General features: G+C 72.8%; 14 protein-coding genes. 3 read left to right on the top strand and 11 right to left on the bottom strand.

All coding sequences use genetic code 11. The annotated features are described in order from the left end of the window. Window positions 1–656: 656 nt before the first annotated feature. Window positions 657–1,700: a tryptophan--tRNA ligase gene (trpS, locus tag ACFYR0_RS37615; protein ID WP_389338845.1), complete on the top strand. Its 1,044-nt coding sequence runs from the start codon at window positions 657–659 to the stop codon at window positions 1,698–1,700. Window positions 1,701–1,752: 52 nt separating this feature from the next. Here the strand turns inward: trpS and proC are convergent, their stop codons facing one another. The 6 genes from proC to ACFYR0_RS37585 form a co-directional block, all read right to left on the bottom strand. Continuing rightward, on the bottom strand, window positions 1,753–2,562 hold the full coding sequence (proC, locus tag ACFYR0_RS37610; RefSeq protein WP_386386225.1) for a pyrroline-5-carboxylate reductase: 810 nt from the start codon (window positions 2,560–2,562) through the stop codon (window positions 1,753–1,755). Window positions 2,563–2,666: 104 nt separating this feature from the next. Then, window positions 2,667–3,455 (bottom strand): ABC transporter permease, encoded by a 789-nt coding sequence (locus ACFYR0_RS37605; protein WP_389338842.1) that lies wholly within the window; start codon window positions 3,453–3,455, stop codon window positions 2,667–2,669. Continuing rightward, a complete protein-coding gene (locus ACFYR0_RS37600) occupies window positions 3,452–4,264 on the bottom strand; it encodes an ABC transporter ATP-binding protein (RefSeq protein WP_389338839.1) in 813 nt (270 codons plus the stop codon). Before ACFYR0_RS37600 ends, ACFYR0_RS37605 begins: the two co-directional genes overlap by 4 nt. 447 nt (window positions 4,265–4,711) lie before the next feature. Further along, window positions 4,712–5,482 (bottom strand): class I SAM-dependent methyltransferase, encoded by a 771-nt coding sequence (locus ACFYR0_RS37595; protein ID WP_389338836.1) that lies wholly within the window; start codon window positions 5,480–5,482, stop codon window positions 4,712–4,714. Window positions 5,483–5,778: 296 nt separating this feature from the next. Then, window positions 5,779–6,297 carry an EamA/RhaT family transporter gene (locus ACFYR0_RS37590; protein ID WP_389338833.1) on the bottom strand — a complete coding sequence of 173 codons (519 nt, stop codon included), beginning with the start codon at window positions 6,295–6,297 and terminating at the stop codon, window positions 5,779–5,781. 192 nt (window positions 6,298–6,489) lie between these two features. After that, complete coding sequence (locus ACFYR0_RS37585; protein WP_386386234.1) at window positions 6,490–6,804, bottom strand: SH3 domain-containing protein; 315 nt, start codon at window positions 6,802–6,804, stop codon at window positions 6,490–6,492. Between the two features lie 178 nt (window positions 6,805–6,982). Between ACFYR0_RS37585 and ACFYR0_RS37580 the strand changes: the two genes are divergently transcribed. Continuing rightward, entirely contained in the window at window positions 6,983–9,088 is a 2,106-nt protein-coding gene (locus ACFYR0_RS37580) for a serine/threonine-protein kinase (protein ID WP_389338830.1), read from the top strand. 70 nt (window positions 9,089–9,158) lie between these two features. On the opposite strand, the gene ilvD is transcribed toward ACFYR0_RS37580, so the two are convergent. The 4 genes from ilvD to ACFYR0_RS37560 all read right to left on the bottom strand — a co-directional run bounded on the left by ilvD (window position 9,159) and on the right by ACFYR0_RS37560 (window position 13,681). Further along, window positions 9,159–11,012 carry a dihydroxy-acid dehydratase gene (ilvD, locus tag ACFYR0_RS37575; protein ID WP_389338827.1) on the bottom strand — a complete coding sequence of 618 codons (1,854 nt, stop codon included), beginning with the start codon at window positions 11,010–11,012 and terminating at the stop codon, window positions 9,159–9,161. Between the two features lie 178 nt (window positions 11,013–11,190). Beyond that, window positions 11,191–11,796 (bottom strand): TetR family transcriptional regulator, encoded by a 606-nt coding sequence (locus tag ACFYR0_RS37570; protein WP_389338824.1) that lies wholly within the window; start codon window positions 11,794–11,796, stop codon window positions 11,191–11,193. After that, window positions 11,793–12,617 (bottom strand): sugar phosphate isomerase/epimerase family protein, encoded by an 825-nt coding sequence (locus ACFYR0_RS37565; RefSeq protein ID WP_389338821.1) that lies wholly within the window; start codon window positions 12,615–12,617, stop codon window positions 11,793–11,795. Before ACFYR0_RS37565 ends, ACFYR0_RS37570 begins: the two co-directional genes overlap by 4 nt. A gap of 134 nt (window positions 12,618–12,751) precedes the next feature. Next, on the bottom strand, window positions 12,752–13,681 hold the full coding sequence (locus ACFYR0_RS37560) for a Ppx/GppA family phosphatase (protein ID WP_389338818.1): 930 nt from the start codon (window positions 13,679–13,681) through the stop codon (window positions 12,752–12,754). Window positions 13,682–13,776: 95 nt separating this feature from the next. Here ACFYR0_RS37560 and ACFYR0_RS37555 point away from each other — a divergent pair, with 95 nt between their 5' ends. Beyond that, complete coding sequence (locus ACFYR0_RS37555) at window positions 13,777–14,625, top strand: hypothetical protein (protein ID WP_389338815.1); 849 nt, start codon at window positions 13,777–13,779, stop codon at window positions 14,623–14,625. Between the two features lie 4 nt (window positions 14,626–14,629). Here the strand turns inward: ACFYR0_RS37555 and ACFYR0_RS37550 are convergent, their stop codons facing one another. Continuing rightward, window positions 14,630–16,348, bottom strand: a complete 1,719-nt coding sequence (locus ACFYR0_RS37550; RefSeq protein ID WP_389338812.1) for a hypothetical protein — start codon at window positions 16,346–16,348, stop codon at window positions 14,630–14,632. Window positions 16,349–16,810: the final 462 nt, after the last annotated feature.

Genomic DNA, 16,810 nt, shown 5'->3' with positions numbered 1-16,810 from the left:
GGAACGGACGCTTCCTTTGTACTCACCCTCTCGGGCTTTCCTCCGGGCGCTTCCCTTCGGTCTTGCGTTTCCGACTCTATCAGATCCTTTTCCGATCCGATTTCCTCGGTGCTTTCCGGGTTCCCGCTTCCGCGTTTCCCTTTCCGGCGGTCCCGACTCTATCAGATCCTTTCGGCGTCTGACTCCCAGTCAGGGGGTTTGCCTTCCCGGCCGCTCGGGCCGTTCCGACGAGTGAGACTTTAGCGGATTCCCGGCGCCCGAGCTAATCGGGGGCCTGCGTCCTTTCGAACGCGGATTCCTCATTTCGCAAATACGCGTGCCAATCATGCGCCAGCAGCAGGACAGGCCGACTGCGTGTCGAGAATGGTTGGTACTTGCGGAATGGCTGTCCGGGGACCGACTCGGTCGGCGCTCACGTCGGACAACTCGGAGAACACTACGGACGGGGGCAGGCCGTGTCAACCTCCCCCTGAGGGCCCTCGTGAGGCGTACTGTGACCTCATGACTACGCGTACGTGCAACCAGCAGTGGTGGGCCGCCTGACGGCGGCCGGACTCACGTATGCGATCTTCGGCCGCCGCCTCGGCGGCCGTTCTTGTCTCTCCCTCCTGAGGGACCGGCCGGTGGGTGCGGCGGTCCCGACCAGGAGGTAGGAGATGAAGCGGGTCTTCAGCGGGGTCAAGCCGACCGGGCATCTGACGCTGGGGAACTATCTGGGGGCCATGCGGCGGTGGGCCGCGGTGGACCAGCACCGGGCGGACGCGCTGTTCTGCGTCGTGGACCTGCACGCGCTGACCGTGGACCACGACCCCGCGCGGGTGCGGCGGCTGAGCCGGCAGGCGGCCACGCTGCTGCTGGCCTCGGGGCTGGACCCGGACCTGTGCACCGTGTTCGTACAGAGCCATGTCGACGAGCACGCTCGGCTGTCGTACGTCATGGAGTGTGTGGCCACCGACGGGGAGATGCGGCGGATGGTCCAGTACAAGGAGAAGGCGGCGCGGGAGCGGGAGCGGGGCGGGAGTGTTCGGCTGTCGCTGTTGACGTATCCCGTGCTGATGGCGGCGGACATCCTGGCGTACGGGACCGACGAGGTGCCGGTGGGGGACGACCAGACACAGCATGTCGAGCTGACCCGGGATCTGGCGGTGCGGTTCAACCAGCGCTACGGGCACACCTTCGTGGTGCCGAGGGCGACGCATCCGGGGGTGGCCGCCCGGGTGATGAACCTCCAGGAACCGACGTCGAAGATGGGCAAGAGCGACGACGTGGGGCCGGGGATCGTCTATCTGCTGGACGAGCCGGACGTGGTGCGGCGGAAGGTCATGCGGGCCGTGACCGACAGCGGGAGCGAGGTCGTGTACGACCGGGAGGCGCGGCCGGGCGTGGCGAATCTGCTGGAGATCCTCGCGGCGTGCACGGACGGGGACCCGGCGGAGCTGAGCGGTGCGTACAGCTCGTACGGCGCCTTGAAGAAGGACACCGCGGAGGCCGTGGTCGAGCTCCTCAGGCCGGTGCAGGCGAGACACAAGGAGTTGTGCGCGGATCCCGCGTATGTGGAGGCGGTGCTGCGGGGCGGGGCGGAGAAGGCCCGGGCGATGGCCCGGCCGACCGTGGACGCCGCTTACCGGGCGATCGGACTGCTGCCCGCCGACGTCGGGGCCGGGGCCCGCTCGGGGGCGGCTGTGAGGGCGGCCTTCTGAAGGCACTGCTCCGGGCGCGGTGGGCTGGGTCGCCTGCCGCGCCCGGGGAGGGTCAGCTGTTGCCGGAGGCGAGTTCGCGGCTGCGGTCGCGGGCGGCCTCGAGGGCGGCGATGAGGGCCGCCCGTACGCCGTGGTTCTCGAGCTCGCGGATGGCGTTGATGGTGGTGCCGGCGGGCGAGGTGACGTTCTCGCGGAGCTTGACCGGGTGTTCGCCGCTGTCGCGGAGCATCGTCGCGGCGCCGATGGCGGACTGGACGATGAGGTCGTGGGCCTTGTCGCGGGGCAGGCCGAGCAGGATGCCCGCGTCGGTCATGGCCTCGACCAGGTAGAAGAAGTACGCCGGGCCGGAGCCGGACAGGGCGGTGCAGGCGTCCTGCTGGGACTCGGGCACGCGCAGGGTCTTGCCGACGGCGCCGAAGATCTCCTCGGCGTGGGCCACGTGCTCGGCGGTGGCGTGGCTGCCCGCGGAGATGACGGACATGGCCTCGTCGACGAGGGCGGGCGTGTTCGTCATGACACGGACGACCGGGGTGCCGGCGGCGAGGCGCTCCTCGAAGAAGGAGGTGGGGATACCCGCCGCGCCGCTGATGACCAGGCGGTCGGCGGGGATGTGCGGGGCGAGTTCGTCGAGGAGGCTGCCCATGTCCTGCGGCTTGACCGTGAGGATCAGGGTGTCGGCGGTCTTGGCGGCCTCGGCGTTGGTGACGGGGCTGACCCCGTAACGCGTGCGGAGTTCGTCGGCCCGTTCCTGACGGCGGGCGGTGACCAGGAGGTCGGCGGGGGACCAGCCGCCGCGGATCATTCCGCTGAGCAGGGCTTCGCCGATCTTGCCGGTGCCGAGGACTGCGACTTTCTGGGTCATGACTCAGGTGCCCTCCGGGATGTGCGTCGTCCGGGTTCATCCTCCCATCGGGGTGACGCGGGCGGGGCCGCTGTCCGGTGGGCGGGACGGACGCGGGCCGGGGGTCAGGTGGTGCGGCGGCGGAGGGTGGCGGCGCCGAGGCCCAGGACGAGCAGGGCGCATCCGGCGACGATCAGGACGTCGCGGACGAAGGCGGCGGTCATGTCGGTGTGCCTGAGGACCTCGTTCATGCCGTCCACGGCGTACGACATGGGCAGCACGTCGGAGACGGCTTCCAGGGCGGGGTGCATGTTGTCGCGCGGGGTGAACAGTCCGCACAGCAGGAGCTGGGGGAAGATCACGGCCGGCATGAACTGGACGGCCTGGAACTCGGAGGAGGCGAAGGCGGAGACGAAGAGGCCGAGGGCGGTGCCGAGCAGGGCGTCGAGCAGCGCGACCAGGAGGAGCAGCCAGGCGGAGCCGGTGACGTCCAGGCCGAGGAACCACAGGGCGAGGCCGGTGGCGAGGGCCGACTGCACGACGGCCAGGGCGCCGAAGGCGAGGGCGTAGCCGGCGATGAGGTCGCCCTTGCCGAGGGGCATGGCGAGAAGGCGTTCGAGGGTGCCGGAGGTGCGTTCGCGCAGGGTGGCGATGGAGGTCACCAGGAACATGGTGATCAGCGGGAAGATGCCGAGGAGGGAGGCGCCGATGTTGTCGAAGACCTCGGGGCTGCCGTCGAAGACGTAGCGCAGCAGGAAGAGCATCACGCACGGGATGAGGATCATCATCGCGATGGTGCGCGGGTCGTGGCGCAGCTGGCGCAGGACGCGGGCGGCGGTGGCGAGGGTGCGGGAGGCGTTGAGGGCGCCGGTGGGGGCGTTCGCCGCGGGGGCCGGTGTGGTCGTGGTGGTCATCGGGTGGTCTCTTTCGGGGTCGCGGCGGCGGTCGCCTCGTCGACGAGGCGGAGGAAGGCCTCCTCGACGGTGTCCGTGCGGGTGCGGGTGCGCAGGGCCTCGGGGCTGTCGTCGGCGAGGATCAGGCCGTCGCGCATGAGCAGGAGGCGGTGGCAGCGCTCGGCTTCGTCCATGACGTGGGAGGAGACGAGGAGGGTGGTGCCGCGGCGGGTGGCGATGTCGTGGAAAAGGTTCCACAGGTCGCGGCGAAGTACGGGGTCGAGGCCGACGGTGGGTTCGTCGAGGACGAGCAGGTCGGGGGTGCCGAGGAGGGCGACGGCGAGGGAGACGCGGTTGCGCTGTCCGCCGGAGAGGTTGCCGGCCAGGGCGTCGGCGTGGCTGGTGAGGTCGACGTCGTCGATGGCGCGGGTGACGTCGGCGTCGCGTCGCGCGGCGGCCGCGCGGCCGGGGGTGAGGATCGCCGCGAAGTAGTCGAGGTTCTGGCGGACGGTCAGGTCGTCGTAGACGGACGGGGCCTGGGTGACGTAGCCGATACGGGTGCGCAGGCGGGGGTGGCCGGCGGGGTGGCCGAGTACGTCCAGGGTGCCGGTGACCTTGGCCTGGGTGCCGACGACGGCGCGCATGAGGGTGGACTTGCCGCAGCCGGAGGGGCCGAGGAGTCCGGTGATCTGGCCGCGCGGGACGGTGAAGTCGAGGCCGCGCAGGACGGTTCGGGGGCCGCGTACGACGGTGAGGCCGACGGCGTGGACGGCGGGGGTGTCCTGGGGTGCGGGGTGGGTGTCCGGCGGCTCGGACGAGTAATTCACCATGTGATGAATAATCCTCCCGGGGCCAGGGCGCGTCAAGCGTTGTGCGCTGCGGTGGTGGACTCGGGGTGGGTGCGTCGCGGGGCGCGGCGCGGGTGCTGGGGCGGGGCATGGCGGGGTGCTGAACCGTTACGGCCCATGCGGCTCGTGGACGGGAGGCCTCTTCGAGGGCGTCCTGGGCGGGCCGGCGTCGGCCGTGGCGAGAGCGGCGGCTTGGGGCGTCGGCCGTGTCCGTGTCGAGGCGAGGACCCGGGCGGCGGCTTGGGGCGTCGGCCGTGTCGGGGTCGAGGACCGGACCGGGCCGGACCGTCGTCCGGGTCCCGGGGCGCTTCTTGCGGCTGTCGCAGGGAGGCGCGCCGCCCTGGGGTTCGCACGGGCGGCGCGCCTGGTTCTCGCGGGTATGGGCCACGTGTGTGCGGCGGCCCTGGAAGGGTGGGTCGTCGCGTGGGATCAGGCGGCGGTCAGGGCGACCAGCAGGTCCAGGTCGTAGGTCTCTTCGACGATTCCGTCGGGGAAGACCCGCTGCAGGTGCCGGCGCTCCTCGGTGAAGAAGGCGGTACGGCGTTCCTCGGTGTCGGTGAGGAGGATCGAGTGGCTGCCGAGGTTGGCGAGATGGGTGTCGAGGGAGACGCGGCGGCTCCAGCGCAGGTTCCGGTGCGCGAAGTCGAGGCGCCCTTCGGGGTCTGCGCCTGCGGCGTGGGTGCCGATCTTCTTCTCCGCCTCGACGTCGATGTCGAAGTGGCGGACCAGGCGGGCAGACGCCTCGGCGATCCACGGTACGTCCAGGGCACTGTTGTTCCACCACAGTGCCAGCGCGCCGCCGGGGCGCAGCACGCGCAGGGCCTCCGGGACCGAGCGGGCGGGGTCGGTCCAGTGCCAGGACTGGGCGTAGGTGACGAGGTCGAGGGAGGCGGGGGCGAGGGGGAGGTGGTTGCCGTCGCCCCGGACCAGGGGCACGTCGGGGAGCGCCCTGCGGAACTCGGCGGCCATGCCGAGGCCTGGCTCGACCGCGATCACGTCGGCGCCTCGGGCTCGCAGCAGGGCGGTCGCCCGGCCCGTACCGGCGCCGACGTCCGCGACGCGGGCGCCCTCGAGGGGTCGGCCGGCGAGTTCTTCGACGGCGTCGAGGAGGGCGGGTGGATACGAGGGGCGGTTCGCGGCGTACTGGGCCGCGGCCGCGTTGAAGGAGTGGGCTCGGGCGGAGCGGGTGGGAGCCGTCATGGGCTCATCGTGCCTCGGGGCCGGGCTCGGGGCGGGGGTTTCGGGCGGTCCCTGGCGGGGTGCACGGTGGGTTTCGGACGGTGTCTGTGGCGGCGCTGGGAATGGGTGTTCCGGCAGTCTTCGTCGGGACGCGTCGGCGAAGCTGCCCGCAGTGGCGTCGCCCGGCCTCTAGGGCGGAGCCCGATCCGGTGTGCGCCGCGGCGAGACGATGCCCGCGGCGGTGGGCCGGACACCGCGGGGTCGCCACCGCGGGGCCGCCCCCGGCGTCGTCAGGAGCGGCGGCGAGGCCGGTGGCGTCAGGAGCGGCGGCGCTTCCTGGACGGGTTGCCGGTGCGGCGGGCCGAGCGCTTCTGGTGTCGTTCGAGGGCCGCCTCGTACTCCTGGCGGCGCAGCTTCTCGCCGGGGGCCTCGGTGAGCGAGCGGAGGAAGTAGGCGAGCAGGGAGCCGACGAAGCCGATGGCCAGCAGGCCGCGCAGGGAGGCCTGGCGGTCGGGGTCGGGGCGCTTGCGGTAGCTCTCCCAGGTGTGGCCGAAGGCGAGGGCGCTGGACCCCGCGAACATCACGATCACCAGGACCGTGACGAAGGAGCCGATGTCCGCGATCTCGAGGCCTTCGTAGGCGAAGCGCAGGACCAGGCAGGCGGCCGCGGCCAGGGCGAGCGAGCCGACGGCGGCACCGACGCGGCGCAGGCCGTAGCCGTTGTCGTGGTTCACCCAGGTGGTGCCGAAGAGGCGGATGGGCTCGGGGGCGGGGGCGCCGGGGTGGGAGCCCTCCGCCTGGTCCGGGGTGCCGTTGCCGTTCTGCTTGTCGCTCACGGCTCGATTATGTCCCGGGGCGGCGCGGGCTCCTCCGGAGGGCACCCTGGGTAGGCCCACGTCGAAGGAACCCCCGCCGAAGCAGCCCGGTCGAATCAGCCCACGTCGAGAAGCCCCCGCCGAATCGGCCCACGCGGAATCGGCCCTCGTCGAGGCGGCCGGGTCGTGCCTGGTCGGCTGGGCCCCGTCCCGTCAGCCGCAGCGCGAGGCGACGTACCCGTCGCTGCCCGTGTTCACGTACGCGTCGGCGACGAACTCGCCGTTGCTGATGTTGTCCCAGATGTTGGACGTGCCGTAGGGGCCGGTCACCGTGGTGCCGGGCGTCTGGCAGTAGATCGGGACCCTGGCGCCCTCGGGCAGGAGCCGCAGGATGCGGTAGCCGGTGCCCGGGCCGCTGCGGACGTTGAGACGGACGCCAGGGGCGACCGAGTAGTAGCGCAGGCCGGACGCCTCGGCGGACTGCGCCTCGTTCGTGCCCTCGGCCTCTTCGGCGTGCTCGACAGCCATGGAAACCTCCCCCGTCGGCCCCGGCTCGGCGCGGGGGCCCGCTGAATGTCTCGAATCACGCCCTGAAAACACCGTGCGCGACTCGCACCCGGAGGCTAGCAAGCCGCCTCGGTATCGCACGAACCATCGACTAGGCTCCTCGCGTCGCGGGCGCGGACGAACGGCACGGGGGTGGTTCATGGCGCCGCAGGGCAACACCGGCATCGAAGCGGAAGCGGAACTTCCCGAGTACGCCGGGCACTACCTGCTGGAGTCGTGTCTCGGCTCCGGCGGCATGGGCGTCGTCCATCAGGCGCGCAGCACCTCGGGGATGACGCTGGCCGTCAAGGTCGTGCATGCCGAGTTCGCCAGGGATCCCGAGTTCAGGGGCCGTTTCCGGCAGGAGGTTGCCGCTGCCCGACGGGTGAGCGGCGCGTTCACGGCGTCGGTGGTGGACGCCGACCCGGATGCCGAACGGCCCTGGATGGCGACCCTGTTCATCCCCGGCCCCACGCTCTCCGATCATGTGAAGCGGAACGGGCCGATGAACACCGAGCAGTTGCGCCGGCTGATGGCGGGGCTGGCGGAGGCGCTGCGCGACATCCATCGGGTCGGTGTGGTGCACCGGGACCTGAAGCCGAGCAACGTCCTGCTCGCCGAGGACGGGCCGAAAGTGATCGACTTCGGGATCTCCCGTCCGAAGGACAGTGAACTGCGGACCGAGACGGGTAAGTTGATCGGCACGCCGCCGTTCATGGCTCCCGAGCAGTTCCGGCGCCCGCGTGAGGTCGGGCCCGCGGCCGACATCTTCGCGCTCGGGTCGGTGATGGTGCACGCGGCGACGGGCCGGGGTCCGTTCGACTCCGACAGCCCCTATGTCGTCGCCTACCAGGTCGTGCACGACGAGCCCGATCTGGCCGGCGTCCCCGACGGCCTCGCCCCGCTGGTGTCGCGGTGTCTGGCCAAGGAGCCCGCGGAGCGGCCCACTCCGGACGAACTGATGCGGGAGCTGCGGTCGGTGGCCGCCTCCTACGACACCCAGGCGTTCATACCGACGCAGCGCACGGGCGGCGTGGAACGGCCGGAGCCGCGCACGGGAGAGCCGTCCCGTACGGCGCCCCCCACGGCACCGCGGCGCTCGCGCCGGCGCGTCGCCGTGGTCGCGGCCGGGGCGGCGCTCGTGCTGGCGGTCACCGGCACGGTCCTCGCCCTCGTCGGGGGCGGCGGGGAGCCCCGCCGCCCGGCCGGTGACCGGCACCCCGCCACCGCCGCGGTCCGCGCGTGGGAGACCCGCCCGGTACGGGGTGAGGAGGGTGCCGCCCAGTGCTCCTACGGGAGTTCGGCGGTGCTGTGCGCGCGGCCGGGGACGGTGTTCGCGCTCTCCCCGTCCGACGGTTCCGTGCTGTGGCGCACCGCCACGGCCGGTTCCCGGGTCAGCTCTCCGCCCGTGCTGTCGGGCGGTCTCGTGCAGCCCATGGCGGAGGAGAGCAGCCGGATGGCGGGCCTCGACCCCGCGTCGGGCGAGCCGCTCTGGGAACGGGAGATGCCCGCGCACGTCGCCCTCCGGCCGGCCGGAGACATGCTGCTGCTCACCGGGGCGGACGGTGGGATCACCGGGGTGGACAGCGCCACGGGCAAGCCGGTGTGGAGCCATCGCGTCGAGGGGCTGAGCACGCCGTACTTCATGTCGTTCGCCGGGGATCCGCTGGCGTACGCCGTGGACGCGCTGGGCGACGGCAGCAGCGAGGTGGTCGCGCTCGACCCGACGACGGGTGAGGTGCGGTGGAAGGCGGAGCTGCGGGGGGAGCTGAAGCCGGTCGGCTCCCACGAGGGCTCCCTCTTCCTGGTGGCCGCCGACCAGTTGCACGAGGACGTGAGCGCGGTCGTGCGCTACGACCCGGCGAGCGGTGCGTCCCGCCGGGTGCGGTTGCCGGTGTCGCGGGACGATCCGCGGGTCGGCGTACACGGGAACACGGTCTATCTGCTGACCGCGGGCGGTTCGCTGGAGGCGGTGGACATGGACGCGGGCAAGCGGATCTGGGTGCTGGAGACCGCGGTGAGCCGTGGCTCGGATCCGGTCGCCGACAGTGGGCAGGTGTACGTCTCCACCCCTGACGGACGTCTCCTCGCGGTGGACGCGGGCAACGGCCGGCTGCTGGGGCAGACGCCCCCGCGCCCCGCCGACGCCTCGGACGTCGTACCCGCCTATCTGCCCGCGCCGGTCGTCTCCGGCACGCGCGTGTACGCCTCCGCCCCCGACGGCACGGTGTTCTCCGTGCCGGCCCGGAACCCCGCGGCCTGGTGACATGACGAAGGGCCGCCTCCCGGAAGGGAAGGCGGCCCCCAAGGGACGGCCCTGAGAGACTTCAGGGGCCTCAGCCCAGCTTCGTCACGTCCCGCACGGCGCCCTTGTCCGCGCTCGTGGCCATCGCCGCGTACGCCCGCAGCGCCGCGGACACCTTGCGCTCACGGTTCCTGGGCGCGTACGCCCCGGCCAACGCCTCCTCGCGGCGGGCGAGTTCGGCGTCGTCGACGAGCAGCTCGATCGTCCGCCGCGGGATGTCGATGCGGATGCGGTCGCCGTCCTCGACCAGGGCGATGGTGCCGCCCGAGGCCGCCTCGGGGGAGGCGTGGCCGATCGACAGGCCCGAGGTGCCGCCGGAGAAGCGGCCGTCGGTGATCAGGGCGCAGGCCTTTCCGAGGCCCCGGCCCTTGAGGTACGAGGTCGGGTAGAGCATCTCCTGCATGCCGGGGCCGCCCTTGGGGCCCTCGTAGCGGATGACGACGACGTCGCCCTCCTTGACCTGCTGGGTGAGGATCTTCTGGACGGCCTCCTCCTGCGACTCGCAGACGACGGCCGGGCCCTCGAAGGTCCAGATCGACGGGTCGACACCGGCCGTCTTGACCACACAGCCGTCGACGGCGAGGTTGCCCTTGAGGACGGCGAGGCCGCCGTCCTTGGAGTAGGCGTGCTCGGCGGAGCGGATGCAGCCGTTCTCGGCGTCGGTGTCGAGGGTGTCCCAGCGCTCGGACTGGGAGAAGGCCTCCGCGGAGCGCACACATCCCGGGGCCGCGTGCCACAGCTCCACGGCCTCGGGGGAGGGCGAACCGCCGCGCACGTCCCAGGTCTTGAGCCAGTCCGCGAGCGTGGCGCTGTGGACGGAGTTGACGTCCTCGTTCAGCAGGCCGGCGCGGTGCAGTTCGCCGAGGAGGGCGGGGATGCCGCCGGCGCGGTGCACGTCCTCCATGTAGTACGTACGGTCCTTGGCGACGTTCGGCGCGACCTTGGCCAGACACGGCACCCGGCGGGAGACGGCGTCGATCTCGGCGAGGCCGAAGGGGATCTCCGCCTCCTGGGCGGCGGCCAGCAGGTGCAGGATCGTGTTGGTGGAGCCGCCCATGGCGATGTCGAGGGCCATGGCGTTCTCGAAGGCCGCGAAGGTGGCGACGGAACGCGGCAGGACGGTGTCGTCGTCCTGCTCGTAGTAGCGCCGGGTGATGTCCATGACCGTGCGGGCGGCGTCCTCGTAGAGGCGGCGGCGGGCCGTGTGGGTGGCCAGGACCGAGCCGTTGCCGGGCAGGGACAGGCCGATCGCCTCGGTGAGGCAGTTCATCGAGTTGGCGGTGAACATGCCCGAACACGAGCCGCAGGTCGGACAGGCGTTCTCCTCGATGCGGAGGATGTCCTCGTCCGAGATCTTGTCGTTCACCGCGTCGGAGATCGCGTCGACCAGGTCGAGGGTGCGGACCGTGCCGTCGACCAGGGTGGCCCGGCCGGACTCCATGGGGCCGCCGGAGACGAAGACCGTCGGGATGTTCAGGCGCAGGGCCGCGTTGAGCATGCCCGGGGTGATCTTGTCGCAGTTGGAGATGCAGACCAGGGCGTCGGCGCAGTGCGCCTCGACCATGTACTCCACCGAGTCGGCGATCAGGTCGCGGGAGGGCAGGGAGTACAGCATGCCGCCGTGGCCCATCGCGATGCCGTCGTCCACGGCGATCGTGTTGAACTCGCGCGGGATGCCGCCCGCCTCCCGGATCGCCTCGCTGACGATCCGGCCGACCGGCTGGAGGTGGGTGTGGCCGGGCACGAACTCGGTGAAGGAGTTGGCGACGGCGATGACGGGCTTCCGGCCGATGTCCGCACCGGGTACACCGGAGGCGCGCATAAGGGCGCGGGCGCCCGCCATGTTGCGGCCGTGGGTGACTGTGCGGGACCTCAGCTCGGGCATCGTCGCTCGCTCCTTCAGAGACTGCGATCAGAGAAGACTTGCGGTCAGAGAGACCTCCGACTGCTAACGAGCGTACGCCGGTCATCCAGGTGCCGGGACGCGCTGTCCGGAATGCGGGACGCGTATCTCAGTGCGACCGCCCCTGCGCCCCCTTGTGCGAACGGGTCGCGGAGGGGGCTCAGGACCCGGTCAGATGCAGCTGTACGACCGGGGCCAGCCGCGCGACGATCTGCTCCGGCTCGGCCGAGGCCAGCGGCTCCACCTTGATCACGTACCGCAGCATCGCCGTACCGACCAGCTGCGCCGCCGCCAGCTCGGCCCGCAGCTCGGCGTCGGGCGCGTCCAGCTCCCCGGCGATCCGGCGCAGCAGCTGGGCGGCCACCAGATGCCGGAAGACTGCGGCGGCGGTCTCGTTGTTGACGGCGGAGCGCACCACGGCGAGCAGGGACGTACGGGTGGCCGGGTTCTCCCAGACGCCGAAGAAGAAGCGCGTCAGCCGCTCCCCCACACCGTCCAGCGGGCCGTCGGCGACGGAGTCCGCGGCGCTGATCGCGGGCGCGACGCTGTCCTCGATGGCCGCCTCGAACACCTGCTCCTTGGTGCCGAAGTAGTGGTGGACCAGTGCCGGGTCGACCCCGGCCGCCTTGGCGATGCCGCGGACGGACGTCTTCTCGTAGCCACGCTCGGAGAACTGCGCACGGGCCGCGGCGAGGATGCGGTCGCGGGTGTCCGCGGACTCGGCGCGCGGCGGCCGGCCCCTGCGCCGGGAGGTCTGCGCGGTCATGGCCTCGGCATCCCCGCCGCCGACGCCAGGTGCAGCCGGGTGTAGGCGAGGGCCTCGGCGAGGTCGGCCTCGCGCTCCGCGCTGGACATGGCGCGCCGGGTGTTGACCTCGATGACGACATGGCCGTCGAAGCCGGTCCGGGCGAGCCGCTCCAGGACCTCGGCGCAGGGCTGGGTGCCGCGGCCGGGGACCAGGTGCTCGTCCTTCGCGGAGCCGCGGCCGTCGGCGAGATGGACGTGGCCGAGCCGGTCGCCCATGCGGTCGATCATCTGGAGCGCGTCGGTGCGGGCGGTCGCGGCGTGGCTGAGGTCGATCGTGAAGTGGCGGTAGTCGTCCTTGGTGACGTCCCAGTCGGGGGCGTACGCGAGCATCTCGCGGTCGCGGTAGCGCCAGGGGTACATGTTCTCGACGGCGAACCGCACATCGGTCTCGTTCGCCATCCGCCAGATCCCGCCGACGAAGTCGCGGGCGTAGGAACGCTGCCAGCGGAAGGGCGGGTGGACGACGACGGTGGTGGCGCCGAGCTTCTCGGCGGCCGCGCGGGCCCGCTGGAGCTTGGTCCAGGGGTCCGTCGACCAGACGCGCTGCGTGATGAGCAGGCAGGGGGCGTGCACGGCGAGGATCGGCACCCCGTGGTGGTCGCTGAGCCGGCGCAGGGCGTCGACGTCCTGGCTGACGGGGTCGTTCCAGACCATGACCTCGACGCCGTCGTAGCCGAGGCGCGCGGCGATCTCGAAGGCCGTCGCCGTGGACTCCGGGTAGACGGAGGCCGTGGACAGCGCGACCTTCGCATCCGGAATACGCACGACTGGATCTGCCACGAGCTACAGCGTACGTGTCTTTGGCGGGTGGGCCGGGGGAGATGGCCGCTGTGCGCCGTTCCTCACTTCGGCTGGGCAGGCGGGCCCCGCGGCCCCGTAACCGGGTACGCCCCCGAACCTCCCGAAAACGCCGCCTACGTCGGCATATGGTCCAGCTTGCGCAGAATGACACCCTCCCTGAGGGCCCACGGACACACCTCCAGGGTCTCCACCCCGAACAGGTCCATCGCGCCCTCGGCCACCAGCGCGCCCGCCAGCAGCTGGCCCGCCCGCCCCTCGGAGACGCCGGGCAGCTCGCAGCGCTCGGCGGTGGTCATGCCCGCCAGCCGCGGCACCCAGGCCTCCAGGGACTCGCGCTTGAGGTCGCGCTGGACGTAGAGGCCGTCCGCGGAACGGGCGGCGCCGCCGATGCGGGCGAGCTGCCGGAAGGTCTTGGAGGTGGCGACCACATGGTCGGGGGCGCCGAAGCGGCTGAACTCACCGACCGTACGGGCGATCTGGGCGCGGACATGACGACGCAGGGCCCTTATGTCGTCGGGGTCGGGAGGGTCGCCGGGAAGCCAGCCGGCGGTGAGGCGGCCGGCGCCGAGCGGCAGGGAGACGGCCGCGTCGGGCTCCTCGTCGATGCCGTAGGCGATCTCCAGGGAGCCGCCGCCGATGTCCAGGACCAGCAGCTTTCCGGCCGACCAGCCGAACCAGCGGCGGACCGCGAGGAAGGTGAGCCGGGCCTCCTCGGCGCCGCTGAGGACCTGGAGCGCGACGCCGGTCTCCTCGTGCACGCGGGTGAGGACCTCGTCGGCGTTGGTGGCCTCGCGCACGGCGGAGGTGGCGAACGGGAGCAGTTCCTCCACACCCTTGTCCTCGGCCGCCTGGAGGGCGTCGTGGACTACGGCGATCAGCTGCTCCACCCCGTCGGGACCGATGGCCCCGGCCTCGTCGAGCAGCTGGGCCAGGCGCAGGTCCGCCTTGTGCGAGTGTGCGGGCAGCGGCCGTGCGCCGGGGTGCGCGTCCACCACCAGCAGATGCACCGTATTGCTTCCCACGTCCAGGACACCGAGTCTCATGTACGGAACGCTACTGCCAGCCGGGCCGTGCTCCGCCCCTCGGGACGTGAGCGGAGCGGTCCCGCCAGGGGTGTCCGGCGACTTACCCTGGACGGGTGCCAAAGACGAAAAAGGCGAAGGACGACAAGAAGGTCGAATCGGCCGTGGATTCTTCGCGGGCGAAAGCATCCAAGCTGTCGAAGAAGGCCCTGAAAGCCGACGAGAAGGGGCTCGACTTCGCCCGCGCGTGGGTGGAGTTCCCCGATCCGGCGGACGACGAGCAGATCTTCCGCTGCGATCTGACCTGGCTGACCTCCCGGTGGAACTGCGTCTTCGGAAGCGGCTGCCAGGGCATCCAGGCGGGCCGCGCGGCCGACGGGTGCTGTTCGCTGGGCGCCCACTTCTCCGACGAGGACGACGAGAAGCGCGTCGCCGAGCACGTGGCGCGGCTCACGCCGGAGATCTGGCAGCACCACGACGAGGGCACGGAGCACGGCTGGGTCTCCGAGGACGACGAGGGCTCCCGCCAGACCCGTCCGTTCAACGGCTCGTGCATCTTCCAGAACCGCCCCGGCTTCGCGGGCGGCGCGGGCTGCTCGCTGCACATCCTGGCCTTGCAGGAGGGCCGCGAGCCGCTGGAGACCAAGCCGGACGTGTGCTGGCAGCTGCCGGTCCGGCGCACCTACGACTGGATCGACCGCCCCGACGACACCCGTGTCCTCCAGGTCTCCATCGGTGAGTACGACCGCCGCGGCTGGGGTCCGGGCGGCCACGACCTGCACTGGTGGTGCACCTCGGCGACCTCGGCGCACGGCGCGGGCGATCCGGTCTACGTCTCCTACCGGGCGGAACTGACCGAACTGATGGGCAAGGCCGGCTACGACCGCCTGGTCGAGCTGTGCGAGCAGCGCCTGGCCTCGCAGCTCCCCCTGCTGGCCCCGCACCCGGCGGACCCGGTCGGCTGAGCGCCTACGACGTGGAGGGGCTCGGGTCGCCGCTGTCGCCCGGCGGCGACGAGCCCGGGTCGGTCGGGGCGGAACTGCTGGGAGTCGGCTCGGGGGCGGGCGTCGAGGGCGGCTGGCTCGGGGTCGGCTCGGCGGAGGACGCCGTCGGCGTAGGGGTCGGGTCGACGGGTGGGGGGTTCCCGGGGCTGCTGGGCCGCGGCTCCGGTGCGGGGGCGGCGGGGCTGGGGGCGGTGCCGTAGCCCTCGATGGAGACGATGACGCCCGCGGGCGCGACGGCCACGCGCGCGTGCCAGTGCCCGGAGGGCTCGCGGAGCGGGTCGACGTACACCTTGACCGTCACCGACTCGCCGGGCCGCAGGGTTCCCGACGACCGGCTCAGATACAGCCAGCGGGCTCCGGTCGCGGCCGACCACCGCACGGGCTCGTCGCCGGAGGCGGTGAGCGTGATGAGGGTGGTGTCACCGCTGGTACCGGCCGTCACCTCCAGCTGCCCGGGACCCTTCGTGCCGACCCCGTTGACGCTGATGACCTCGACGGACACGTCGGACGCGCCCTCGCCGAAGCCGCCGCCTGGCCGGGTGCTGGCGTTGCCCGCGTTCTCGTAGCCGCCGCCGGCGGCGGGCCCTTCGAGGCCGCCGGGCCCGTGGTCCCGGCCGGCGGCGGCGCCGGGGCCGCCGCCCTCGCCGTCGTCGGCGAGGGGCCCGCCGCGGTAGGCGGACCACAGGGCGATCACCGGCGCGGCGACGACGGTGGCGACCACGGTCGTCGTGACGGCACGCGCGCGCAGCCGGTCGCGGCGGGCGGCGCGGTCCTTCGGGTCCATCGGGAAGCCGCGCCGGTCGAAGCGGGGGACGGCCGCGCCCCGCGCGCGCGGGTGGTGCGCCATCGCGACGTGCAGGGCCGCGCGGGGGGCCTCCAGCACGGGCAGCGCCTCGGGTGTGACGCTCGCGCCGGGCCAGCGGCCGGGCACGGCGCGTTCCGCGGCGCGCCGGCAGCGGGGGCAGTCGTCGACGTGCCGGACCAGTTCGCGGCGCAGGGCGGTGCTGAGCACGAGCTGCTGGTCGCCGGTGAGACGGGCGACGCCGGGGCAGCCGCCGGTCTCCACGACGGCGAGCACGGCGCGGGTGCGTTCCACCTCGCAGGCGGCGGAGGCGAGGAGTTCGCGGGCCGCGGCGAGGTCCAGGCCCAGCACGGCGGCGACCTCGTGGGCGGCCAGGTGATGCCGTACGGCCAGCTCCAGGGCCTCGCGCTGCTCCGGGCTGGTGCCTGCCGCCTCCGGCCAGGCGAGCAGGGCCAGTTCGCGGCGCCGCCGCTGCTGTGCCTCCTCGGAGACGGGCGGTCCCTGGGCCGGGACCGGCCTGGGCCGGGGGCCGTGGCGGCCCGCCGCGTGGCCGGGCTGGCGTTTCTGCCTGGCCTCCGCCATCTTCCGCAGGCACGACCAGCGGGCCAGGGCGTACAGCCAGGCCCGGCGGTCGTCGGCGGCCTCGGGCGCGCGCCCGCCCCGCCGCTCCGCGAGCGCCAGTACGTCACCCAGCGCGGCCGTCGCGGTGTCGTGGTCGCACAGTACGGACAGGCAGTAGGTGAACAGCCCGTCCAGGTAGGGCTCGTAGCGCGCAGGCGTCCGCTGCGCCAGCGTCCTCGCGGCGCCGCGGTCACGCGCCTCGCGGTGCGCCCGGTGTGCGCCGGTGGTGCGGGTCGAGGTTTCCGGGCTGCTGCTCATCACCCGTGCGACCGTAGGGGGCCGGTGCCCGGCCATTCCGGCAGCTTGAGCACATTTACTCCGTACGGGTGAAACGATCCCTCATAAGGGGACGCTAGGGGCTCCTGCCCTGGCCTGTTCCCTGCACAACTGGCCGATCCGGGGGTGCTGCCGGGTTGCCCCGAGGGCGCTGCGCAACTCGGCGCTCGCGACGCGCCGCCGGGCTGCGGCTCAGGCCGGGGCGGTGCGCAGCTCGGCGTCAGCGACGTACCGCCCGGTGGTTGCTGAGGGGCGGGGCGGTGCGCAGCTCGGCGCGACGAGGTGCCGCCCCGCCCACCCGTGCCGCCCCTGGCGGCACGCATGCCCGCGGCGGCGGGCGGCGGGCGACGGAAAGCCGCGTACGGCGGCAAGGGGACGGGGCGGGGGGTGTCCGCCCGCAGCGGCCGCCGTCAGACACCAGAACCCCCGCAAGGGACCGTATCGGCG

The sequence above is a fragment of the Streptomyces sp. NPDC005017 genome (assembly GCF_042873115.1).
Lineage (GTDB): Bacteria > Actinomycetota > Actinomycetes > Streptomycetales > Streptomycetaceae > Streptomyces.
The sequence above is the reverse complement of the archived record's forward strand: the minus strand, read 5'-3'. Positions and strand labels throughout refer to the sequence as shown.